Origin of the sequence: Leptothrix discophora, from assembly GCF_030705305.1 — a bacterium.
In the GTDB taxonomy this organism is placed as follows: domain Bacteria; phylum Pseudomonadota; class Gammaproteobacteria; order Burkholderiales; family Burkholderiaceae_C; genus Sphaerotilus; species Sphaerotilus discophorus.
Window position 1 is genome coordinate 220,330 of sequence record NZ_JAUZEE010000005.1, and the last position, 22,817, is coordinate 243,146.

Annotated in this window: 21 protein-coding genes; 11 read left to right on the forward strand and 10 right to left on the reverse strand. The window is 70.5% G+C overall.

Annotation, left to right across the window (positions count from 1 at the left end; translation table 11 throughout):
• Window positions 1-15: 15 nt before the first annotated feature.
• Window positions 16-1,188 carry an FMNH2-dependent alkanesulfonate monooxygenase gene (gene ssuD / locus Q8X39_RS11340; protein WP_305749913.1) on the reverse strand — a complete coding sequence of 391 codons (1,173 nt, stop codon included), beginning with the start codon at window positions 1,186-1,188 and terminating at the stop codon, window positions 16-18.
• Between the two features lie 90 nt (window positions 1,189-1,278).
• Window positions 1,279-2,235 carry a sulfonate ABC transporter substrate-binding protein gene (locus tag Q8X39_RS11345; protein ID WP_305749779.1) on the reverse strand — a complete coding sequence of 319 codons (957 nt, stop codon included), beginning with the start codon at window positions 2,233-2,235 and terminating at the stop codon, window positions 1,279-1,281.
• Window positions 2,236-2,591: 356 nt separating this feature from the next.
• Between Q8X39_RS11345 and Q8X39_RS11350 the strand changes: the two genes are divergently transcribed.
• From Q8X39_RS11350 to Q8X39_RS11360, 3 genes are all read left to right on the forward strand, one after another.
• On the forward strand, window positions 2,592-2,759 hold the full coding sequence (locus tag Q8X39_RS11350) for a hypothetical protein (RefSeq protein ID WP_305749780.1): 168 nt from the start codon (window positions 2,592-2,594) through the stop codon (window positions 2,757-2,759).
• Between the two features lie 28 nt (window positions 2,760-2,787).
• Window positions 2,788-3,294 (forward strand): type 2 periplasmic-binding domain-containing protein, encoded by a 507-nt coding sequence (locus tag Q8X39_RS11355; protein ID WP_369538102.1) that lies wholly within the window; start codon window positions 2,788-2,790, stop codon window positions 3,292-3,294.
• A 113-nt stretch (window positions 3,295-3,407) separates the two neighbouring features.
• The gene (locus Q8X39_RS11360) at window positions 3,408-4,511 is read left to right on the forward strand and encodes an alkene reductase (protein ID WP_305749781.1); all 1,104 of its coding nucleotides are present in this window, start codon (window positions 3,408-3,410) and stop codon (window positions 4,509-4,511) included.
• A gap of 75 nt (window positions 4,512-4,586) precedes the next feature.
• Here Q8X39_RS11360 and pcaF read toward each other — a convergent pair whose 3' ends face one another.
• From pcaF to Q8X39_RS11400, 8 genes are all read right to left on the reverse strand, one after another.
• Window positions 4,587-5,789: a 3-oxoadipyl-CoA thiolase gene (pcaF, locus tag Q8X39_RS11365; RefSeq protein WP_305749782.1), complete on the reverse strand. Its 1,203-nt coding sequence runs from the start codon at window positions 5,787-5,789 to the stop codon at window positions 4,587-4,589.
• Between the two features lie 45 nt (window positions 5,790-5,834).
• Complete coding sequence (locus Q8X39_RS11370; RefSeq protein ID WP_305749783.1) at window positions 5,835-6,290, reverse strand: MaoC family dehydratase; 456 nt, start codon at window positions 6,288-6,290, stop codon at window positions 5,835-5,837.
• Window positions 6,287-7,828 carry a 3-hydroxyacyl-CoA dehydrogenase gene (locus Q8X39_RS11375; protein WP_305749784.1) on the reverse strand — a complete coding sequence of 514 codons (1,542 nt, stop codon included), beginning with the start codon at window positions 7,826-7,828 and terminating at the stop codon, window positions 6,287-6,289. The genes Q8X39_RS11370 and Q8X39_RS11375 overlap by 4 nt, the downstream gene beginning before the upstream one ends.
• A 24-nt stretch (window positions 7,829-7,852) precedes the next feature.
• Window positions 7,853-8,662, reverse strand: coding sequence for an enoyl-CoA hydratase-related protein (locus tag Q8X39_RS11380; protein WP_305749785.1), 810 nt, complete (start codon window positions 8,660-8,662; stop codon window positions 7,853-7,855).
• Window positions 8,663-8,817: 155 nt separating this feature from the next.
• Window positions 8,818-10,110 (reverse strand): benzoyl-CoA 2,3-epoxidase subunit BoxA, encoded by a 1,293-nt coding sequence (gene boxA, locus Q8X39_RS11385; RefSeq protein ID WP_305749786.1) that lies wholly within the window; start codon window positions 10,108-10,110, stop codon window positions 8,818-8,820.
• Between the two features lie 215 nt (window positions 10,111-10,325).
• Window positions 10,326-11,750, reverse strand: a complete 1,425-nt coding sequence (boxB, locus tag Q8X39_RS11390; RefSeq protein ID WP_305749787.1) for a benzoyl-CoA 2,3-epoxidase subunit BoxB — start codon at window positions 11,748-11,750, stop codon at window positions 10,326-10,328.
• Window positions 11,751-11,891: 141 nt separating this feature from the next.
• The gene (gene boxC, locus Q8X39_RS11395; protein WP_305749788.1) at window positions 11,892-13,565 is read right to left on the reverse strand and encodes a 2,3-epoxybenzoyl-CoA dihydrolase; all 1,674 of its coding nucleotides are present in this window, start codon (window positions 13,563-13,565) and stop codon (window positions 11,892-11,894) included.
• Between the two features lie 157 nt (window positions 13,566-13,722).
• Entirely contained in the window at window positions 13,723-14,700 is a 978-nt protein-coding gene (locus Q8X39_RS11400; RefSeq protein WP_305749789.1) for a helix-turn-helix transcriptional regulator, read from the reverse strand.
• Between the two features lie 87 nt (window positions 14,701-14,787).
• On the opposite strand from Q8X39_RS11400, the gene Q8X39_RS11405 reads away from it, so the two are divergent.
• From Q8X39_RS11405 to Q8X39_RS11440, 8 genes are all read left to right on the forward strand, one after another.
• A complete protein-coding gene (locus Q8X39_RS11405) occupies window positions 14,788-15,264 on the forward strand; it encodes a DUF4863 family protein (protein WP_305749790.1) in 477 nt (158 codons plus the stop codon).
• 64 nt (window positions 15,265-15,328) lie between these two features.
• Window positions 15,329-16,936: a benzoate-CoA ligase family protein gene (locus Q8X39_RS11410; protein ID WP_305749791.1), complete on the forward strand. Its 1,608-nt coding sequence runs from the start codon at window positions 15,329-15,331 to the stop codon at window positions 16,934-16,936.
• Window positions 16,933-17,745 (forward strand): alpha/beta fold hydrolase, encoded by an 813-nt coding sequence (locus tag Q8X39_RS11415; RefSeq protein ID WP_305749792.1) that lies wholly within the window; start codon window positions 16,933-16,935, stop codon window positions 17,743-17,745. The genes Q8X39_RS11410 and Q8X39_RS11415 overlap by 4 nt, the downstream gene beginning before the upstream one ends.
• 47 nt (window positions 17,746-17,792) lie before the next feature.
• The gene (locus tag Q8X39_RS11420) at window positions 17,793-18,986 is read left to right on the forward strand and encodes an ABC transporter substrate-binding protein (protein WP_407068003.1); all 1,194 of its coding nucleotides are present in this window, start codon (window positions 17,793-17,795) and stop codon (window positions 18,984-18,986) included.
• Window positions 18,987-19,121: 135 nt separating this feature from the next.
• Window positions 19,122-20,003: a branched-chain amino acid ABC transporter permease gene (locus Q8X39_RS11425; protein ID WP_305749793.1), complete on the forward strand. Its 882-nt coding sequence runs from the start codon at window positions 19,122-19,124 to the stop codon at window positions 20,001-20,003.
• 120 nt (window positions 20,004-20,123) lie between these two features.
• On the forward strand, window positions 20,124-21,161 hold the full coding sequence (locus Q8X39_RS11430) for a branched-chain amino acid ABC transporter permease (protein WP_305749794.1): 1,038 nt from the start codon (window positions 20,124-20,126) through the stop codon (window positions 21,159-21,161).
• Window positions 21,158-21,934: an ABC transporter ATP-binding protein gene (locus tag Q8X39_RS11435; RefSeq protein WP_305749795.1), complete on the forward strand. Its 777-nt coding sequence runs from the start codon at window positions 21,158-21,160 to the stop codon at window positions 21,932-21,934. The genes Q8X39_RS11430 and Q8X39_RS11435 overlap by 4 nt, the downstream gene beginning before the upstream one ends.
• A gap of 1 nt (window position 21,935) precedes the next feature.
• Window positions 21,936-22,649 carry an ABC transporter ATP-binding protein gene (locus tag Q8X39_RS11440; RefSeq protein WP_305749796.1) on the forward strand — a complete coding sequence of 238 codons (714 nt, stop codon included), beginning with the start codon at window positions 21,936-21,938 and terminating at the stop codon, window positions 22,647-22,649.
• Window positions 22,650-22,817 lie beyond the last annotated feature (168 nt).

The following is a 22,817-nucleotide window of genomic DNA, read 5'->3' on the forward strand; positions in this document are numbered from 1 at the left end:
TCCTGCGCGTTCGGCTCAGCTGGCCGAGGCCTGCGGCACGTAGGTGTTGGCGACGATCTCGCCGAAGGGGCCGGTCAGCGCGGGCTGGCGGGTCAGCTGCTCGCGCAGGTCCAGCGGCAGCAGCGGGAAGACCAGCTCGGCGAAGCGGTAGGCCTCCTCCAGGTGCGGATAGCCCGACAGCACGAAGTGCTTGAGACCGAGGTCGGCGTACTCGCGGATGCGCGCGGCGACCTGCTCGGGGTTGCCGACCAGCGCGGTGCCGGCCCCGCCACGCACCAGGCCGACGCCGGCCCACAGGTTGGGGGCGACCTCCAGGCCCTTGCGGATGTCGCTCGGGTCGTACTGGCCGCCGTGCAGCTCGGCCATGCGGCGCTGGCCGACGCTGTCCATCGCCGCGAACTTCTTCTGCGCCGCCGCGACGGTCGCCGGGTCGAGGTGCTGGACCAGCTCGCGCGCCGCGTCCCAGGCCGCTTCCTCGGTCTCGCGCACGATCACGTGCAGGCGGATGCCGTATTCCAGCGTGCGGCCGTGCCTGGCGGCGCGGGCCTTCACGTCGGCGACCTTGGCGGCCACCGCGGCCGGCGGCTCGCCCCAGGTCAGGTAGGTGTCGAGCTGCTGCGCGGCCAGCTCATGGGCCTCGGGCGAGGAGCCGCCGAAGAACAGCGGCGGATAGGGTCGTTGCACCGGCGGATAGAGCAGCCGGGCGCCCTTGACCTGCAGGTGCTGGCCGTCATGGTCGTAGCCCTCGCCGGTGTGGCTGCGGCTGAGGATCTCGCGCCAGATCGTCAGGAACTCCGATGACAGCGCATAACGCTCGCCGTGCGGCAGGAACAGGCCGTCGCCTTCGAGCTCCTCCGCGTCACCGCCGGTGACGAGGTTGAGCAGCAGCCGGCCGCCCGACAGGCGGTCGAAGGTCGAGGTGATGCGGGCGTACTGCGCCGGCGTGATCAGGCCGGGCCGCAGCGCGACCAGGAACTTGAGCCGGCGGGTGGCGTCGATCAGGCTGGCGGCGACGGTGAAGGGGTCCTCGCAGGACCGGCCGGTGGGGATCAGCACGCCTTCGTAGCCCAGCGTGTCGGCGGCGATGGCGACCTGCTTGAAGTAGGCCAGGTCGGTCTGTCGGCCACCGCGCGAGGTGCCGAGGTAGCGGCTGTCGCCGTGGGTGGGGATGAACCACAGGATCTTCAGAGCCTGTGCGCGGGTCGTGCTCATGTCGGTGTTCCTCGAAAGCGTCGGGGGGCGGGTCGTGGTCGTTCGCTCAGGCGCTGCGGTCGGCGCTCACTGCGGCGCCAGCACGGCGTCGGCGATGCGGATGGCCCTGGGGATCAGCTTCAGCTCGGCGAAGGTGTCGGCGACCTTCTGCTGTGCCGCGATCACCTCCGGCGTCAGCGGGGTCACGCCGTACTGGTAGCGGCGGATGGCCTGCTCGACGATCTCGACGTCCAGGCCCTGCACCGGGGCGATGATCCGGGCGGCCTCGCGCAGGTTGGCCTTGAGCCAGCGGGCCTGCTGGGCGTTGTCCTCGAACACCGCCTGCACGATCTTCGGGTGCTTCTGCACGAAGCCGCGCTCGGCCAGGTAGTAGGCATGGTTCGGCACGATGCCGCGTGCATCGGTCAGCAGCCGCGCACCGGTCTGCTTCTCGATCGCCGACAGGAAGGGATCCCAGATCGCCCAGGCATCGACCGCGCCCTTCTCGAAGGCGGCGCGGGCGTCGGCCGGGGTCAGGAAGACGGGCTGGATGTCGGTGTACGTCAGGCCGGCCTTCTCCAGCGCCTTGACCAGCAGGTACTGCACGTTGCTGCCCTTGTTAAAGGCGACCTTCCGGCCCTTCAGGTCGGCGATGCTGCGGAGGGCCGAATCCTTCGGAACCACGATGCCTTCGGCCTCCGGCGCGGCCGGGTCGTGGCCGATGTAGACGAAGTTGGCGCCGGCGGCCTGGGCAAAGATCGGCGGGGCCTCGCCGACGAAGCCGATGTCGATGGAGCCGACGTTCAGGCCTTCGAGCAGCTGCGGGCCGGCCGGGAACTCGACCCACCTGATGCTGGCGCCCAGCGGCGCGAGCTTCTTCTCCAGCGTGCCCTGCGCCTTCTGCAGCGTCAGCAGGCTGGCGGACTTCTGGAAGCCGATGCGCAGCTCGACGGCGGTCTGCGCCAGGGCCGGCGCGAGGCTGGCGCACAGGCCGGCCAGCGCGAGGGTGGCGAGGGCAAGGCGGCGATGGATGGGTCGGTTCATGGTCGGCTCTCGTGGGCAGCGTGGGGATGGGAAAGATCAGGTCGGGCGGCTCGAAAAAGGCGCCCCGCAGGACAGGTCCCGCGGGGCCCGTGAACACCCCCGACGTGGGGAGGAGACAAGCGGCCGGGTCCGGCAGCGGCGACGACGCGGCGAGCGCCGGCAGGACCCGATGCACTGCACGATAGGCAACCGTCCTGCTGCTGCGAACGAAGCAATTCGAGAATGAATATGCGAGGCAGCGAGCCGCGCCGGCGCATATCGATCGGCGGTTTTCTTCGTCGCCAGCGCGGCCCGCCCGCTCTACAAACCGTCTCGATGGGCAAGCCCTTCCGGATGCCCCGAACGCTGGACCCACGATGTTCGACCTGAGCTTCGAGGACTGGATCGGCTGGCTCGGCGCGCTCGTGCTGGTCGCATTGGTCATCACCCCGCTGCGCTGGAAGCCCGATGAACACGAGGCTTCCGACCGCCCGCATTCCGGTCGCCCACATCCCGACGCGTCGAACCTTCCGCCTTTCCACTGATCACCCAGCCCACCCACCGGGACCTGACATGCTCCACCGCCGAGACCTCTTCCTCGCCAGCGCCGCCGCGCTGGCCGCCTCCCTGCCGGCCGTCGTCCGCGCCGCGTTCGAGAACGGCAGCATCGCGGCCTGGGTGATCTGGGATCCCTTCCTCGCGGCGGTGCAGCGCCAGTCCGGCGCGCGCGTGCTGCCCGACAGCGTCGGCGTGTCGGAGTACCGGCGCTTCTACCTCGCCTCGACCGCCTACGCGAAGCGCCGCAGCGACGTGCTGGGCCGCGTCTATGCCGAGCTGCAGAAGGCCGGCACGTGGATCAAGCAGAACCCGCAGGCGGCCGCCGAATGGCATGCGCCGGTCATCGGGCTGGATGCGGCCACCGTGGAAGCCGCCAACGCGCGCCGCAGCTACCGGGTCCAGGCGGTCGATGCCGACGGCCTGGCCGAGCAGCAGCGCATCGTCGATGCCTTCACCGGCGCAGGCGTGCTGCCGCGCAGGGTCGTGGTGGCCGAGTCGCCGGTGTGGCGGCCGGCCGCATGAGTTAGCGCAAACCGCAAGCCCTTGCCGCAGCCGCCGGCATCGCCGCGCGTGGCAGCATGAACGCCTTCGGGTCGACCGCTCGTGTCGACCCGCCTTCATTTCCGAGAGCCTGCATGAGCCAACTGTTCGAACCCGTCGCCGCCGGCGCGCTGCAACTGTCCAACCGCATCGTGATGGCGCCGCTGACGCGCAACCGTTCGCCGCGCGCCGTGCCCGGCGAGCTGGGCGTGACCTACTACAGCCAGCGCGCCAGCGCCGGCCTCATCATCACCGAGGCCACCGCGATCTCGCACCAGGGCCAGGGCTATGCCGACGTGCCCGGCCTGTACGGCGCCGACCAGCTGGCCGGCTGGCGCCGCATCACCGACGCGGTGCACGCGCAGGGCGGCCGCATCGTCACGCAGCTGTGGCATGTGGGCCGCGTCTCGCACGTCGACCTGCAGCCGGGCGGCGCGGCGCCGGTCGCGCCGTCGGCCCTCGCGGCCAAGACCAAGACGGTGCTGATCCGCGACGGCGTACCGACCTTCGTCGACACCTCCGAGCCGCGCGCGCTGCGGCAAGACGAGCTGCCCGGCATCGTCGACGACTACCGCCGCGCGGCGCTGGCGGCGGTGAACGAGGCCGGCTTCGACGGCGTCGAGATTCACGGCGCCAACGGCTACCTGCTGGACCAGTTCCTCAAGACCGGCAGCAACCAGCGCGACGATGCCTACGGCGGCTCGATCGAGAACCGCGCCCGCCTGCTGCTGGAGGTCACCTGCGCGGTGGTCGAGGCCATCGGCGGTGCGCGCGTGGGCATCCGCCTGTCGCCGGTCACGCCAGCCAACGATGTCGTCGATGCCGACCCGCAGCCGCTGTTCGAGCACGTGCTGCGCGAGCTGGGTCCCCTGGGCCTGGCCTACGTTCACGTCATCGAGGGCGCCACCGGCGGCCCGCGCGACCTGGCCGACCGCCCCTTCGACTACGCCGCCGCCCGTGCCGTCTACCTCGCCGCTGGCGGCAGCGGTCTCTGGATGGTCAACAACGGCTACGACCGCGCGCTGGCCGAACAGGCGCTCGCCAACGGTGCCGACCTGGTCGCCTTCGGCAAGCCCTACATCGCCAACCCCGACCTGGTCCGCCGCCTGCGCGAGAACGCACCGCTGAACGAGCCGGACCGCAACACCTTCTACGGCGGCGGGGCGCAGGGGTACACGGACTATCCGGCGCTGGGGTGAAGGCGTTGAACGCCGTCGTGGACCGGAGGCCCATGGGCATCAGCCCGTCGGACACATCGTGTCCGACGCGGTGCCTCACACCCGCTCGACGACCAGCGCGATGCCCTGCCCCACGCCGATGCACATGGTGCACAGCGCGTAGCGGCCGCCGATGCGGTGCAGCTGGTTGACCGCCGTGGTCACCAGCCGTGCGCCGCTCGCCCCCAGCGGGTGGCCCAGCGCGATGGCGCCGCCGTTGGGGTTGACGCGGGCATCGTCGTCCGCAAGGCCCAGGTCACGCAGCACCGCCAGGCCCTGCGCGGCGAAGGCCTCGTTCAGCTCGATCACGTCCATCTGGTCGAGCCGAAGGCCGGTCAGCGCGAGCACCTTGCGCGTCGCCGGGGCCGGGCCGAAGCCCATGATGCGCGGCGCGAGGCCGGCCGTCGCCATGCCGACCACGCGGGCTCGCGGCGTGAGCCCGTGGCGGGCGGCGCTGGCCTCGTCGGCCAGCAACAGGGCGCAGGCGCCGTCGTTGACGCCGCTGGCATTGCCGGCCGTCACGGTGCCATCGGGGCGCACGACGCCCTTGAGCCTGGCGAGCGCCTCCAGACTCGTTTCGCGCGGATGCTCGTCCTGGCTGACGACCACCGCATCGCCCTTCTTCTGCGCGATGGTGACCGGCACGATCTCGGCCGCGAACAGGCCGGCCTTCTGCGCTGCGACGGCCTTCTGCTGCGAGGCCAGCGCCATGCGGTCCTGTGCCTCGCGCTCGATGCGGAAGTCGGTGGCGACGTTCTCGGCCGTCTCCGGCATCGAGTCGACGCCGTACTGCGCCTTCATGAGCTTGTTGACGAAGCGCCAGCCGATGGTGGTGTCGTACACGGCGTTCGAGCGCGAGAAGGCGCTCTCGGCCTTGGGCATCACGAAGGGCGCGCGGCTCATGCTCTCGACGCCGCCGGCGATCATCAGGCCGGCCTCGCCGGCACGGATGGCACGAGCGGCCGAGCCGACCGCGTCCATGCCCGAACCGCACAGGCGGTTGAGGGTCGCGCCCGGCACGTCCATCGGCAGGCCCGCCAGCAGCGCGCTCATGCGGGCGACGTTGCGGTTGTCCTCGCCGGCCTGGTTGGCGCAGCCGTAGAGCACGTCGGTGACGGCGGCCCAGTCGACGTTCGGGTTGCGTTCCATCAGCGCCCGGATCGGGATCGCGCCGAGGTCATCGGCGCGGACGCTGGACAGCGCGCCGCCGTAGCGGCCGAAGGGGGTGCGGATGGCGTCGCAGATGTAGGCGTGGGTCATGGTGATCGTGTCGGACAGCGCCGGCGGGGCCGGCGAACAAGGGCTTCAGGCCGGTGGATTCGCGTTGCGCACGGTGTCGAACAGGCTGGTGGCGTCGATGCTCAGCACCTCCGCGCCGTGCTGGTTGAAGAGCTGCCAGCGCCAGGTCAGGATGCCCAGCTGCGGCTGGCTGCGCGAGCGGCGCACGTCCTGCACGGTGCAGCGCAGGCGCAGCGTGTCGCCGGGGCGGACCGGCTCGGGCCAGCGGATCTTGTCCAGGCCCGGCGAGGCGAACGACTCCGAGCCCTTCAGGAAGGCATCGGCCGCCAGCCGCATCGCGATGCCGCAGGTGTGCCAGCCGCTGGCGATCAGGCCGTTGAACGGGCCGCTGGCGGCGGCCTCGGGCTGGGTGTGGAACCACTGCGGGTCCCATTGCCTCGCGAAGGCCAGCAGCTCGTCCTGGCTGACGTGCCAGGGGCCGGCCTCCAGCACCTGGCCGACGGCGAACTCGTCGAACGTCATGGCTGGCCCTCCTGCCGTGCGGCGGCCTGCCAGGCCTGCTGGCGCAGCCACGGGCTGACGCGGTAGCGCTCGCCGCAGTAGCCGGCATCCAGGCCCTCGATCAGGCGCACGACCGAGGCGGCATCCCAGCGCGCCAGCCACTCGAACGGGCCGGCGGGATAGTTGACGCCGAGCTTCATCGCCGCGTCCGCGCCCTCGGGCGTGCAGACGCCTTGCAGGACCGCGTCGGCCGCCTCGTTGACCAGCATGGCCAGCGTGCGGGCGACCACCAGGCCGGGCGTGTCGGCCACGCGCTGCGGGTGGAAGCCCAGCGCCATCAGCCAGCGCGGCACCTTCTCGGCCCAGGCCTCGGTGGCACGGCCCGACAGCGCCCAGGCCAGCGGCTGGCCGGGCTCGGCACCGGCCGGCTGCATCGGCAGGTCGAAGACGGCGACGTTCACGCCGATCTCGCTGGCGCAGCGGCCATCGGTCAGGCGCAGCTGCGCATCGTCGATGTCCAGGCCGACCCAGTCGCTGTGTTCCTTGCGCTGGAAGACCCGGCCGAGCTGCGTCAGCGCGGCGGCCAGGCGATCGGCGACCGGACCGTGGCCCATCACGCGCAACAGGCCACCGACCGGCACGGCGGCCGGCTCGAAGGCCGGCAGCACCGGGTTGACCGCGCCGGGACGGTGGTCGTAGAAGCCGCGCCCGCTCTTGCGGCCCAGCAGCCCACCGTCGACCAGGTCGCGCTGCACGCCCGAGGGCTGGTAGCGCTTGTCCTGGAAGTTGGCCTCGTAGACCGACTGGGTGACCGAGAAGTTGGTGTCGTGGCCGATCAGGTCCATCAGCTCGCAGGGGCCCATGCGGAAGCCGACCGCGCGCAGGCAGGCGTCCAGCACGGTGGGCGTGGCGGCGCGTTCGTGCAGCAGCGCCAGGGTCTCGGCGTAGTAGGGCCGGGCGATGCGGTTGACGATGAAGCCGGGCGTGGAGCGCGCATGCACCGGCGTCTTGCCCCAGTGCAGGCCCAGCGCGAAGACGGCCTCGGCGATCGCCGCATCGGTGTGCAGGCCCGACACCACCTCGACCAGCTTCATCAGCGGCACCGGGTTGAAGAAGTGCATGCCGACCAGGCGCTCGGGCCGCTTCAGGCCGTTGGCGATGGCGGTGACCGAGATCGACGAGGTGTTGGTGGCCAGCACCGCGTCCGCAGCCAGCAGGCCTTCGAGCTGCTGGAACAGCGCGCGCTTGGCGTCGAGCTTCTCGACGATGGCCTCGACCACCAGCGTGGCCCCGGCGGCCTCGGCCAGGTCGTTGATCGGGGTGATGCGCGCGAGCGCCTGGGCCACGGCGTCGGAACCGAGCTTGCCCTTGGCCACCAGGGCGTCGAGGCTGGCGGCAAGCTTGTCCTTCGCCTGCGCGGCCGCGCCCTCGCGGGCATCGTGCAGCCAGACGGCATGGCCGGCCTGGGCGGCGACCTGGGCGATGCCGGCGCCCATGATGCCGGCGCCGACGACCAGCAGTGGCGCACCGCGCAGGTCGATCGTGGAAGGTGGGGTCATGGTGTCGTGGCTCCAGTGCCGGGGTCAGGCTTGCGGGATCCAGCGGGCGGGGCGCTTGGCCAGGAAGGCCGCGAAGCCCTCGCGGGCCTCGTCGCTGCCGCGCACGCGGGTGATGGTCTGGGCGGTCAGCTCGCGCACCTCGTCGGTGATCGGGCCGACCTCGAGCTGCGCGAACAGCGCCTTGATCTCGCGCTGCGCTTCCGGGCCGCCGGCCAGCAGGTCCTGGACGGTGGCGTCGACGGTGGCATCCAGCCCGTCCAGCGTCGTCACCTGGTGGACCAGGCCGATGCGCAGCGCCTCGTCCGCGCCGATGCGCGCGGTCGTCAGCGCGAGGCGCCGGGCGTGGCGCTTGCCGACCGCGTTGGTGACGTAGGGGCCGATGACCGAGGGCAGGATGCCGAACTTGGCCTCGCTGACCGAGAAGCTGGCGTTGTCGGCCGCGATGGCGACGTCGCAGGCGCAGGCCAGGCCGACACCGCCGCCGAGCGCCGCGCCCTGGATGCGCGCGACCACCGGCTTGGGGCAGCGCTCGATGCGCGCGTAGACGCCGGCGAAGCGGCGCGAGTCCTGCAGGTTCCATTCCGGCGTGGCCTGGCTGGCGCGCTGCATCCACTGCAGGTCGGCCCCGGCGCTGAAGTGCTTGCCGGCCCCGGCCAGCACGATCACGCGCACGGCGGGATCGGCGACCAGGCGGGCGAAGGCGTCGTCCAGCTCGCCGATCATGGTCTCGTCGAAGGCGTTGAAGACGGCCTCGCGCGCCATCGTCACCTGGGCCACGCCGGCCTGGCGCTGGCTGAGTTTCAGGGTGGTGTAGACGGGGGTCGGATCGGACATCGCGGGGGTTTTCCTGAAATGCGTCGCCCCGGTCGAGCCGGGGCTTGGTGGTTCATCGTGGACCGCGCGGCGGACCGAGCGCCGGGCCGCCCCAAGCCGGTCCGCCATCCCATCGGGGGATCGCCCGACGTACCCGGCGGGCGAGGGGCTCAAGGTCAATACGTTTCGAGGTGGAGACGGCCTTCGCGTTTCATCGCAGCACCGACCGTATCCCAGTCCAGGCCGGCCTTCTGCACGATCTCGCGCAGCGCCATGACCACGCCTTCTTCCATGGCCTTGAGGCCGCAGACGTAGAAGCAGGCGTTCGGGTCGGTCAACAGCGGCAGCAGGTCGGCGGCCCGCTCGCGCAGCGCGTCCTGCACGTAGCGCTTGGGCTGGCCCGGGTTGCGGCTGAAGGTGAACTCGATGTCGATGAAGTCCTTGGGCAGGTTCTGCAGCGGGCCGAAGTAGGGCAGCTCTTCCTGCGTCCGGGCGCCGAAGAACAGCATCAGCTTGCCGCCTTCGAACTTGCCTGACTGTCTCAACCTGCGGCGCCATTCGGTCATCGCCCGCATCGGCGCGCTGCCGGTGCCGGTGCAGATCATGACGATGTGGCTGCGCGGGTGGTTGGGCATCAGGAAGCTGCTGCCGAACGGACCGATCACCTGCACCTTGTCGCCGACCTGCAGGTCGCACATGTAGTTGCTGCCGACGCCGCGCACCGGCCGGCCCTGGTGGTCCTCCAGCACGCGCTTGATGGTCAGCGAGAGGTTGTTGTAGCCGGGGCGCTCGCCGTTGCGTGGGCTGGCGATCGAGTACTGGCGGGCATGGTGCGGCCGGCCCTTGTCGTCGGTGCCGGGCGGGACGATGCCGATGGACTGGCCTTCGAGCACCGGGAAGGGCATCGCGCCAAAGTCCAGCACGATGTGGTGGGTGTCGTAGTCGCTGCCGGCGGTGCGGCCGACTTCGGTGACGCGCACGTTGCCCGTGACGGTGGCGGTGATCGTCTTCTCGGCGGCCTTGGGGCCGTAGAGGTTGGTGTAGGCGTGCGCGGCCGACCAGGGCGGCAGCGTGGCGCCGTACTGGGCGCTGTGGAAGGCGGTCTCGCCGGTGACGGCGGCCGGCAGCGCAGGCATGACCGGCTCGACCGCGGCGGGCGCATCGGCGCCGACACCGGCCTCGGCCAGCTGCTCGGGGCTCAGTTCGGCGGGCAGTTCGTCCCAGCCGAGCTGGTCCTCGATCGTCCAGGCCCGCACCTTGGGCATCGTGCGCCAGTTGTCGATCGAGCCGGTCGGACAGGGCGAGATGCAGTCCATGCACAGGTTGCACTTGCCGGCATCCACCACGTAGTTGCGCGAATCGTGCGTGATCGCGCCGACCGGGCAGATCGCCTCGCAGGTGTTGCAGCGGATGCAGATCTCGGGATCGATCAGGTGCTGCTTGATGACGGCGGCGTCGCTCATGTCCATGACCTTGTCTCTTCTGTTCGATGGTCGGTCAGTATCCGGCCTGGGTCGGGTGGGGGTGCTGCTTCATGCGTCAGCGTGAGCGCGGGTGGCCCACTGCGCTCATGTCCCCCGCCGACCCCGCTGGGGTCGGCTCCTCCTTGACTTCGCTTCGTGGGCCACCCTCGCTCACGCTTCGGGGTGGTTCACGTCGTGCGAAGGTCGGAGGGGAGGTGGGGTCAGGCGAAGCGGATGTACTCGAAGTCCACCGGCTGGCGGTTGATGCCCATGACCGGCGGGGCGATCCAGTTGGCGAACTTGCCGGGTTCCACGACGCGACCCATCAGGCTGGCGACGTAGGCACGGTCCTCGGCGCTGGGCAGCCAGTCGTTGACCTTGGCGGCCCATTCGGCCTCGCTCACCACGCGGCCTTCCGGGCTGACCTTCACGCCCTTGAGCGCGCCGATGTTGCGGTGGAAGGCCTTGTGCGGCGTGGTCAGGCGCACGGGGATGCCGGCCTTCTCGATGACCTTGTTCCAGCGTTCGACGCCGGCGATCGAGTCCTTGATGTAGTCGTCGCGCAGCACCTCGTTCAGGGCGTTGAGCATCGGCACCTCGCGCTCGACCAGCTGGCCGTTCTGGACCGCCAGCACGCGGTAGGTCTGGCCGCGCAGCTGGTGGTCGTCCATGCGCTTGCCCTCTTCGTAGCGGCCCTTCAGGCCGGTCGAGTAGAAGGTCGCGGCGTTGCTGGACTCGTCGGCGCCGAACAGGTCGATCGTCACCGAGAAGTGGAAGTTCAGGTAGCGCTGGAGGGTCGGCAGGTCGATCACGCCGGCGGCACGCAGCTTCTGCGGGTCGTCGGTCTTCAGCTCGTTCATCGCCTGGCAGGTGCGGTTGATCACCCGCGACACGCCCGACTCGCCCACGAACATGTGGTGCGCTTCCTCGGTCAGCATGAACTTGGTCGTGCGGGCCAGCGGGTCGAAGCTCGACTCGGCCAGCGCGCAGAGCTGGAACTTGCCGTCGCGGTCGGTGAAGTAGGTGAACATGAAGAACGACAGCCAGTCGGGCGTCGGCTCGTTGAACGCCTCCAGGATGCGCGGGTTGTCGGTCTGTCCGGAGCGACGCTCCAGCAGCGCCTCGCCTTCCTCCCGGCCGTCACGGCCGAAGTACTTGTGCAGCAGGTAGACCATCGCCCACAGGTGGCGGCCTTCCTCGACGTTGACCTGGAAGAGGTTGCGCAGGTCGTACTGGCTCGGCGCGGTCAGGCCCAGGTGACGCTGCTGCTCGACCGAGGCCGGCTCGGTGTCGCCCTGCGTGACGATGATGCGGCGCAGGTTGGCGCGGTACTCGCCGGGCACGTCCTGCCAGGCGTCCTCGCCCTTGTGGTCGCCGAAGTGGATCTTGCGGTCCTTCTCGGCCGGGTTGAGGAAGATGCCCCAGCGGTAGTCGGGCATCTTGACGTGGCCGAACTGCGCCCAGCCCTGCGGATCGACGCTGACCGCGGTGCGCAGGTAGACGTCGAAGTTCTGGCTGCCGTCCGGACCCATGTCGTCCCACCAGCTCAGGAAGTTGGGCTGCCACTGCTCGAGCGCGCGCTTGAGCGTGCGGTCCTCGGCCAGGTTCACGTTGTTGGGAATCTTCTCGCTGTAGTCGATGCTCATGAAGTTCTCCGTCAGGGAAAGCAAAGTGGCCGATGAGCCAGTGGTGCGTGTTGTCCAGTGCCGCGGTGGATCCGGCTTCGCCGGTCCACACGGGGCGCCCCCTTGAGGGGGAGCGGCGTCAAGCCGCAACGGGGGTGGGCCTCAGACCCGATTCCAGTCGAAGGCGGCCTTGTCGCCCTTGCCATAGACCTTCAGCGCGCCCTTCTCGCCGACGGCGTTGGGGCGCTGGAAGATCCAGTTCTGCCAGGCGGTCAGGCGGCCGAAGACGCGGGTGAACATGTTCTCGGGGCCGTTGAAGCGCAGGTTGGCCTCCATGCCGGTCAGGGCGTCGGGCGACATGGCCACGCGTTCCTCGATCGCGATGCGGGTCTCGTCGGCCCAGTCGATGTCGTCGGGGTTGCTGGTGACCAGGCCCAGCGCGTAGGCGGCGTCGGCGTCCAGCGGCTGGCCGATCGCGGCGCGCACGGCGGCCAGCGGGGCGGCCTCGTCATAGAAGCGGCGGCCCAGTCTGCTCTGGCCGGTGACCATCGGGTAGCGGCCGAAGTTGCTGGCGGTGACGGTGAGGCGCGGCGCGGCGGCCTCGTCGTCCGGCAGGGCCAGGTGGTAGCTGCGGTCGCAGGCCAGGGCCAGCTCCAGCAGCGGGCCGGCGAAGCACGAACCCGGCTCGATCAGCGCGAACAGGCTGCGCGAGCTGACGTCCAGGCGGCTGAAGGTGCGGCGCAGCAGGCCCAGGGTCTCGCGCACCAGCCAGTGGTCGGCGTTCGCTTCGAGCACCGCGTCGGTGGCGAGCAGCGCGGCGCTGTCGCCGGCGGTCTTGATCAGCCAGGTGCCGATGTCCAGCTCGTTGGTGCGCATCGACAGGATGGCGTCCTCCAGCTCGCGTGCCATCTGCAGCGGATACCAGGCCGAGCCGGCCGCCTCGATGCCGGCGACGTCGCCCGGCTGCGCGCCCTGCGGGCCTTTGACGGTGAAGGTGGCGGTGCGCTTGGCGCGGTCGATCTCGACGGTCACGAAGGGGTAGCGCAGCGCGTCGGCCTCGATCACGCGCTCGACCGGCGGCAGCGTGACGCCGCGGGCGCCGGCCGGGCGGTCGCTCTGCGCGGCCAGCTGCAGCGCGCGTTCCTGCACCTTGGCGGCGAACTGCGCCGGCTTGGCGATGTCGTCGACCAGGCGCCAGTCCTTGGCCTTCTGGCCGCGCACGCCTTCGGTGGTGGTGCAGAAGATGTCGGCCAGGTCGTGGCGAACGCGGCGCTTGTCGGTCACGCGGGTCAGGCCGCCGGTGCCGGGCAGCACGCCCAGCAATGGCACCTCGGGCAGGCTGACGGCGCTGCTGCGGTCGTCGACCAGGATGATCTCGTCGCAGGCCAGGGCCAGCTCGTAGCCGCCGCCGGCGCAGGCACCGTTGACGGCGGCCAGGAACTTCAGGCCGCTGTGGGCGGAGGAGTCCTCCAGGCCGTTGCGGGTCTCGTTGGTGAACTTGCAGAAGTTCACCTTCCAGGCATGGCTGGAGACGCCCAGCATGAAGATGTTGGCGCCCGAGCAGAACACCTTCTCCCTGGCGCTGGTGACGACCACCGTGCGGACCTCCGGATGCTCGAAGCGGATGCGGTTGATCGCGTCGTTCAGCTCGATGTCCACGCCCAGGTCATAGCTGTTGAGCTTGAGCTTGTAGCCCGGACGCAGGCCGGCGTTCTCGTCGAAGTCGGCGGCCAGCGTGGCGACCGGGCCCTCGAAGCTCAGCTTCCAGTGGTGGTACTGGCTCGGGTGGGTCTGGTAGTCGACGCGGGGGGCGGCGGCGGTGGTGTCGTGGCTCATGGGTCTCTCCTGGTGGGGACGCGTCCTGCACGATGTTGCAACGACGCCGGAAGTCATGATGTGCATTTTGCTGCATCTGACGTGAGCGTCAAGCATTTTTGTGCATGTTGGCCGGTGTCTGCGGGTTTGCACCGACCTGCCCGGGGTCAAGAAACGCTCAATCCGGCATCTGCAGGGCCTGCCTGACCATCGCGCGCAGCGCCTCGAAGGTGGGTTGCAGCGGCTGGTGGCTGGTGTCGAGCTGGAACTCGGCCTTGGAGTAGAACGCCGCCCGCCCGGCCAGGATGCGCCGAAGGTCATCCATCGCCTCGCGGCTGGCCGCCATCGGCCGCAGGTCGCCCTGGGCCTGCACCCGCTTCATGTGGTCCTCGGCATCGGCCTGCAGCCAGACGGTGGTGCAGTGGGCCAGCAGCAGGTTGAAGGTGGCCGCGTCCGACACCAGGCCGCCGGGCGTGGCGATGACGGCTTCGGGGTAGATCTGGATCGCCTCCTCCAGCGCCCGGCGCTCGTAGCGGCGGTAGGCGTTCTGGCCGTAGAGCGCCTGGATCTCGCTGATGCTGCAGCCGGCGAACTTCTCGATCTCGCGGCTCAGTTCGACGAAGGGGAAGCCGAGGTCGTCGGCCAGCATCTGGCCCAGCGTCGACTTGCCCGCGCCGCGCAGGCCGACCAGCGCGACGCAGCTGCTGCGCGCGACCCGGCCGCTGCCGGCCAGGCCGTTGCTGCCGCCGGTGCCCAGCAGCTGGCCGATCGCCTCGCGGGCGCGCCGCAGCGTGGCCTCGTCGCGGTCCTGCAGCAGCTCGCGGATCAGCAGCCATTCCGGGCTGGACGCGGTGACGTCGCCGATCAGCTCGGCCAGCGAGCACTGCAGCGCGCCGGCGACCTGCAGCAGCACCAGGATGGAGGCGTTGCCGGTGCCGTATTCCAGGTTGGCGAGGTGGCGCTCGGACACGTCGGCCGCCGTGGCGACCGCCTTGCGCGTCATGCCGCGACGGGCCCGCAGCGAGCGCACCCGCTCGCCGAGCGCGACCAGGAAAGGGTTCTTCTCGTCGCCCGTGGGGTCGTGCGCCGGCGCGGCCGGCTCGTCGGCGGCGGGCGTCGGGGTTATCCCGGGAGCATGCAATATAGTGCTTGACATGGTTTGGAGGCGGACCTAAGGTGCCGACACGCACAATAATTCATCCGCCCTGGACCCGCAAGCCGGGGCGGTCAACGGAGTTGCACCGTGAGCCTCGAAGCCTTCCGTACCGAGATCGCCGCCGTCACCGCCGACATCGCCGCCGAGCTGGCCGGCCGCCAGCCCGATGCCGCGCTGGATGCCTGGCTGAACGCCCGCCACGGCGCCGGCAGCGCCACCTTCGAGCGCCTGAGCGCGCTGTGCCGCAGCGGCGTCGCCGAGGGCTGGCTGTGCCAGCGCGAGGGCGGCGGCATCCGCTACGGCCGCGTCTTCAAGCCCGATGCCGAGCTGCACCAGCACTCGGTCGACGTGGTGGACATGACCGACATCGCCGGTCCGCACCACAGCCATCCGAACGGCGAGATCGACCTGATCATGCCGATCGACCCCGAGGCCCGCTTCGACGGCCGTCCGGCCGGCTGGCTGGTCTGCCCGCCCGGCAGCGCCCACCAGCCGACCGTCAGCGGCGGCCGCGCGCTGGTGCTCTACCTGCTGCCCGAGGGCCGCATCGAGTTCACGCGCTGATGTGCTGACGCGCTGATGCGCTGACCTGCGGCCCCGCGCCGCCCCGCCGACGAGGAGACACGACATGAGCATCCACCCGACCCACGCGACGGTCCAGCCGCCGCCCGAGCGCTTCAACTTCGCCGCCCACCTGATCGCGCGCAATGCCGGCCGGGCCGCCAAGACCGCCTACATCGACGACCACGGCAGCCTCAGCTACGGCGCGCTGGCCGAGCGCATCGCCCGCACCGCCGCCGCGCTGCAGGCCGCCGGCGTGCGCCGCGAGGAACGCGTGCTGCTGCTGATGCACGACTGCAGCGACTGGCCGGTGAGCTTCCTCGGCGCGATGTACGCCGGCATCGTCCCGGTGGCCGTCAACACGCTGCTGACCGCCGAGGACTATGCCTACATGCTGCGCCACAGCCGCGCGCAGGCGGTGCTGGTGTCGGCCGCGCTGCTGCCGGTGCTGCAGGGCGCGCTGGACCTGTGCGCGGTCGACGGCGGCCACGAGGTCCGCCAGGTGCTGGTCTCGCGCCCGACCGGTCCGCTGGCGGCCGGCCAGGCCGTGGCGCAGGTCGCGCTCGATGCGGCGCTCGACGCGGTCGCGCCGCTGGCCCGCGCGGCCGACACCGGTGCCGACGATCCCGGCTTCTGGCTCTATTCCTCCGGCTCGACCGGCCGGCCCAAGGGCACGCTGCACAGCCAGTCCAACCCCTACTGGACGGCCGAGCTGTACGGCATGCCGATCCTGGGCCTGACCGAGCGCGACGTCTGCTTCTCGGCCGCCAAGCTGTTCTTCGCCTATGGCCTGGGCAACGCGCTGAGCTTCCCGCTGAGCGTGGGCGCGACGACCATCCTGATGGCCGAACGGCCGACCCCGGACGCGACCTTCCAGCGCTGGACCGGCGCGGTCCGTCCGACCGTCTTCTTCGGCGCGCCGACCGGCTTTGCCGGCATGCTCGCGTCGCCGAAGCTGCCGGCCCGCTCGGACGTCTCGCTGCGCATGTGCTCGTCGGCCGGCGAGGCCCTGCCGGCCGAACTCGGCCAGCGCTTCACGGCCCGTTTCGGCTGCGAGATCGTCGACGGCATCGGCTCGACCGAGATGCTGCACATCTACCTGTCCAACCGTCCCGGCGACGTGCGCTACGGCACCACCGGCTGGCCGGTGCCGGGCTACGACATCGAGCTGCGCGGCGAGGACGGCCGGGCCGTGCCGGACGGCGAGACCGGCGACCTCTACGTCCGCGGCCCGTCGTCGGCGCTGATGTACTGGGGCAACCGGGCCAAGTCCCGAGCCACCTTCCAGGGCGAGTGGACGCAGTCGGGCGACAAGTACGTGCGCAACGCCGACGGCACGTACACCTACGCCGGCCGCAGCGACGACATGCTCAAGGTCAGCGGCATCTACGTCTCGCCCTTCGAGGTCGAGTCCACGCTGGTCCAGCACCCGGCCGTGCTGGAGGCGGCGGTGATCGGCGTCAACGACAGCGACGGCCTGACCAAGACCAAGGCCTATGTCGTGCTCAAGGCCGGCGCCCAGGCCGACGAGGCCGAGCTGAAGGCCTTCGTCAAGGACCGCCTCGCGCCCTACAAGTACCCGCGCAGCATCAGCTTCGTCGACGAACTTCCCAAGACCGCCACCGGCAAGATCCAACGCTTCAAGCTCCGCGAGAAAGAGAAGGCCGGCTCGTGAGCATTGCCTTCATCGAGATCCCCTGGCGCGAGCGCACGGTCCGCGTCGAGCACGAGTTCCTGCAGCCGGCGACTGGCGTGGCGGCCGATGCGCCGCTGCTGGTCTTCCTGCACGAGGGGCTGGGCTCGCGTTCGATGTGGCGCGACTTCCCGCAGCGCCTGTGCGATGCCGTCGGCCTGCCCGGGCTCGTGTACTCGCGGCCCGGCTACGGCCGTTCGACGCCGCGGGCGGCCGATGAGCGCTGGGGCCTGGACTTCATGCACCGCCAGGCCGACGAGGTGCTGCCGGCGCTGCTCGATGCGCTGGACGTGAGCCGGCCGGTCTGGCTGTTCGGCCACAGCGACGGCGGCTCGATCGCGCTGCTGCATGCCGCACACCACCCGACGCGCGTGGCCGGCGCGGTCGTGCTGGCGCCGCACATCCTGGTCGAGGAATTCGGCCTGGTCAGCATCCGCCAGGCCCGCACCGCCTACGAGACCACCGACCTGCGCAGCCGGCTGGCGCGTCACCACGACGACGTCGACTCGGCCTTCTGGGGCTGGAACGACATCTGGCTGCACCCCGATTTCCCGGGCTGGACGATCGAGGCCGAGCTGCCCGCCATCGCCTGCCCGCTGCTGGCGGTGCAGGGGGTCGACGACCCCTACGGCACGCTCGAACAGATCCGCGGCATCGCCAGGGCCCGGCCGTCCCGGCCCGGCGCGCCGACCGAGCTGCTGGAGCTGCCGGCCTGCGGCCATGACCCGCAGCGCGACCAGCCCGCAGCGCTGATCGCCGCCGTGACAGCCTTCATCGGCCGCCACCGCTGACCCTTGATTCCGCATCCCCACGACCGACACGACAGGAGACAAGCCCGATGAACACGATGAACACGAAGAACGCCGTGCAACGCCACACGCTGGCGCTGGCCGCCGCCGCCCTCTGCACCGGCCTGGCCGCGCTGCCGGCGCAGGCCCAGTCCGCCAAGCTCAAGGTCGGCCTGATGCTGCCCTACACCGGCACCTTCGCCGCGCTGGGCACCGCGATCGAGAACGGCTTCCGCCTGCACGTGAGCGAGCAGGGCGGCAAGCTCGGTGGCCGCGAGGTCGAGTTCTTCAAGGTCGACGACGAGTCCGATCCGGCCAAGGCGACCGACAACGTCAACAAGCTGATCAAGCGCGACAGCGTCGACGTGCTGATCGGCACGGTGCATTCCGGCGTCGCCATGGCCATGGCCAAGGCCGCCAAGGACAGCGGCACGCTGCTGATCGTGCCCAACGCGGGTGCCGATGCGGTGACCGGCCCGATGTGCGCGCAGAACATCTTCCGCAGCAGCTTCAGCAACTGGCAGCCGGGCTACGCGATGGGTGACGTGGTGGCGAAGAAGGGCCACAAGAAGGTCGTCACCATCACCTGGAAATACGCCGCCGGCGACGAGTCGGTGCGCGGCTTCAAGGAAGGCTTCGAGAAGGCCGGCGGCACGGTCGTGAAGGAGCTGAACCTGCCCTTCCCGAACGTCGAGTTCCAGGCCCTGCTGACCGAGATCGCGGCGCTCAAGCCCGATGCCGTCTACACCTTCTTCGCCGGTGGCGGCGCGGTCAAGTTCGTCAAGGACTACGCGGCGGCCGGCCTGAAGAAGAGCATCCCGCTGTACGGTGCGGGCTTCCTGACCGACGGCACGCTGGAGGCCCAGGGTGCCGATGCCGACGGCCTGTTCACGACGCTGCACTACGCCGACGGCCTCGCCACGCCGCGCGACCAGGCCTTCCGCAAGGCCTATGCGATCGGCTACAAGCTGCAGCCCGACGTCTACGCCGTGCAGGGCTACGACGCCGCGCAGATGCTGGCCACCGGCCTGAAGGCGGTCGGCGGCGACGTGTCGAAGAAGGCCGAGTTCGCCGCCGCGCTGCGCGCCGCGAAGATCGACAGCCCGCGCGGCACCTTCACGCTCAGCGCCGCGCACAACCCGGTGCAGGACATCTACCTGCGGCAGGTCAAGGGCAAGGAGAACGTCTCCGCCGGCATCGCCAGCAAGGCCCTTTCTGATCCCGCACGCGGCTGCAGGATGTGACTCCCCCCCTACGCGCTTCGCGCGCCCCCTCAAGGGGGCAACGCCAGTGGCCGGGCAAAGCCCGTTCCACGGCGTTTGCTGGGTGGGTCCTGAGCGCCGCCAAGTTGGTGGTGTCGGCCAACCTCGAGAACTGACATGGACCTTGCCACCTTCCTGATCCAGTGCCTGAACTCGCTGCAGTACGGGCTGCTGCTGTTCCTGGTCGCCTCCGGGCTGACGCTGATCTTCGGGATCATGGGCGTCATCAACCTGGCGCACGGCAGCTTCTACATGATCGGCGCCTACATGGCCTATGCGCTGGCGCCGATCGTCGAGCGCACCTTCGGCGGCGGCTTCTTCGCCACGCTGGCCTGCGGCCTGGTGCTGTCGGTGCTGCTGGGCTACCTGCTCGAATGGGTGTTCTTCAGCTACCTCTACGAGCGCGAGCACCTGCAGCAGGTGCTGATGACCTACGGCCTGATCCTGGTCTTCGAGGAACTGCGCAGCCTGAGCGTGGGTGACGACGTGCACGGCGTGCAGCCGCCGGCGATGCTGTCGGGCACGCTGCCGCTGGGCGAGCTGATGACCTACCCGGTCTACCGGCTCTTCATCTCGGCGGTCTGCCTGCTGCTGGCGCTCGGCATGTACCTCGTGTTCACGCGGACCCGACTGGGCATGACGATCCGCGCCGGCAGCAGCAACCGCGAGATGGTGCAGTCGCTGGGCATCGACATCCAGTTCCTCTACCGCGTCGTGTTCGCCGCCGGTGTCGCGATCGCCGTGCTGGCCGGCATGGTCGCCGCGCCGGTGTCCTCGGTCTATCCGGGCATGGGCAACTCGGTGCTGATCATCTGCTTCGTCGTCGTCGTGATCGGCGGCATCGGCTCGATCCGGGGCGCGCTGCTGGCCTCGCTGCTGATCGGCGTGGTCGACACCTTCGGCAAGGTCGTGTTCCCGCAGGCGGCCGGCGTGCTGGTCTACGTGCTGATGGCGCTGATCCTGCTCTGGAAACCCAACGGCCTCTTCAAAGCTGGATGATGGGCTCCCCCCCTACGCGCTGCGCGCGCCCCCTCCAGGGGGCCAGGCCAGTGGCCCGGCAGAGCCGGTTCCACGGCCTGTGCTGGCTGAACTCCGAACCTATTCCCGAGGTGACGTGACATGACGACTCAACACGCGGGGCCGCCCCGCACGCGCCGGGCCATCGGCTTCGAGCTGATCGCCTATGCGCTGCTTGCGGCCTACCCGCTGGTGGCCGGTGGCTACGGCATCGACCTGGTCACCAAGATCATGGTCTATGCCGTGCTGGCGCTGAGCCTGGAGCTGCTGGTCGGCTCGACCGGCCTGGTGTGCTTCGGCCAGGCGGCCTTCTTCGGCATCGGTGCCTATGCGGCCGTGCTGGCCGCGCCGCAGGGCGACACGCCGGCGCTGCTGGCGCTGCTGCCACTGAGCCTGATCGCGGCCGGGCTGTATGCGCTGGCGGTCGGTGCGCTGTCGCTGCGCACCCAGGGCGTCTACTTCATCATGGTGACGCTGGCCTTCGCCCAGATGGCCTACTACATCGTTCACGACACGCCGCTGGGCGGCGGCAGCGACGGCATCTACCTCTACATCAAGCCGGTGCTCGACGTGGGCGGCACGGTCTGGCTGGACCTCGACAAGCCCAAGGTCTTCTACGGCTTCACGCTGGCCTGCCTGCTGGCCGTGCATGTCTTCCTGGCCGTGCTGCTGCGCTCGCGCTTCGGCCGGGCGCTGGCGGGCATCAAGGTCAACGAGCAGCGCATGCGTGCCACCGGCTATGCGACCTATCCGTACAAGCTCGCCGCCTTCGGCGTGTCCGGCGCGATCGCTGGCCTCGCGGGCTTCCTGTTCGGCGTCAAGGACGGCTACGTCAACCCCGAGCTGCTGAGCTGGCACATGTCCGGCGCGGTGCTGATCATGATCATCCTCGGCGGCCTGGGCCGGCTGCGCGGGGCGCTGATCGGGGCCTTCGCCTTCGCGCTGCTGCAGGAGTTCTTCAAGTCCGAGGCCATCTTCGGCGCCTACGCCAAGCACTGGCACCTGGGCCTGGGCCTGACCATCATCGCCAGCGTCGCGCTGCTGCCGCGTGGCCTGGTCGGCGTGCCCGGCCAGATCCGTGAACGCCTGGACGGCCGCCTGAGCGGTGCCCGTCGTGTCGAAGGGGAGGCCGCCCGATGAGCGCCATGACGAAGGACGAGACCCTGCCCGGCGACGTGCTGCTGCGCGGCTTGAAGCTGACCCGCCGCTGGGGCGGCCTGGTGGCGGTGGACGGCGTCTCGCTGGACCTGCGCCGTGGCGAGGTGCATGCGGTGATCGGCACCAACGGTGCGGGCAAGTCCACGCTGATCAACCTGCTGTCGGGCGAGATCCCGCCGTCCGACGGTGGCGTCGAGCTGCTCGGCGAGGACGTGACGCGCTGGAGCCAGCCGCGCCGCGCCCGTGCCGGCCTGGGCCGCAGCTACCAGCGCAACACCATCTACCCGACCTTCAGCGTGTTCGAGAACTGCCGGCTCGCCGCGCAGGCCCGCACGCCGCGTCCGTGGGCCTGGTGGCAATCGGCGCAGTCCTGCCAGCCCAGCCGCGAGGCCGCGCTCGCGGCGGCCGGACAGGCTGGCCTGTCCGGCCTGCTGGAGCGCACCGCCGGCCTGCTGTCGCATGGCCAGAAGCGCCAGCTGGAGATCGCGATGTGCCTGGCCACCGGGCCGCAGGTGCTGCTGCTCGACGAGCCGCTGGCCGGCATGGGTGCCGAGGAGACCGAGCGCATGCTCGCGCTGCTGGCCGCGCTGCGTGCGAGCCACGCCATCCTGCTGGTCGAGCACGACATGGACGCGGTCTTCCGCATCGCCGACCGCATCACCGTGATGGTCAACGGCGCGGTCATCGCCAGCGACACACCCGACGCGGTGCGTGCCGATGCCGGCGTGCAGGCCGCCTACCTGGGAGGCCATTGAGATGGCGAGCGAACTGATCCTCGATGCCCGCGACCTGCAGGCCTGGTACGGCTCCAGCCACGTCCTGCACGGCATCAGCCTGCAGATCGCGCGCGGCGAGACGGTCGGCCTGCTGGGCCGCAACGGCATGGGCAAGAGCACGCTGATCCGCACCCTGCTGGGCCACGTGACGCAGCGCGACGGCCACATCGGCCTGTTCGGCCAGGACATGTCGAAGGCGCGACCGCATGCGGCCGCGCGTCTGGGCGTGGCCTACGTGCCCGAAGGCCGCGGCGTCTTCCCCAACCTCAGCGTGCGCGAGAACCTCGTGATGGCCGCGCGCCGTGGCCGCGACGGCCGCAGCGACTGGACCTTCGAGCGCGTCATGGCCACCTTCCCGCGCCTGCAGGAACGCCTGACCAACATGGGCAACCAGCTGTCCGGCGGCGAGCAGCAGATGCTGTCGATCGGCCGGGCGCTGATGACGCATCCCGAGCTGATCATCCTGGACGAGGCCACCGAGGGCCTCGCCCCGCTGATCGTGGCCGAGATCTGGCGCGTCATCGGCGAGATCCGCGCCAGCGGCATCGCCACCCTGATCGTCGACCGCGACTGGCGCAAGGTCCTCGCCCGCAGCGACCAGGCGCTGGTGCTGCAGAAGGGCCAGGTGGTCCTGTCCGGCCGCAGCGCCGACGTCGCGCAGGACCCCGAGCTGGCGCGCTACCTGGGCGTCTGACCTGTCGGCCCCGGAGCGCGCCGCTCGACCGAGGCATGCGTCGCGTCGCGCCCTCCGCGATCGTGGGCTGGCGAACATCGCTGCGTTGGGGCTGTCGTTCACCGCACCCCTTCGCGCCACGTCGACCCCTCGATGCCACACCCGCAGGCCAGCGCCGGGCCGCCCCAA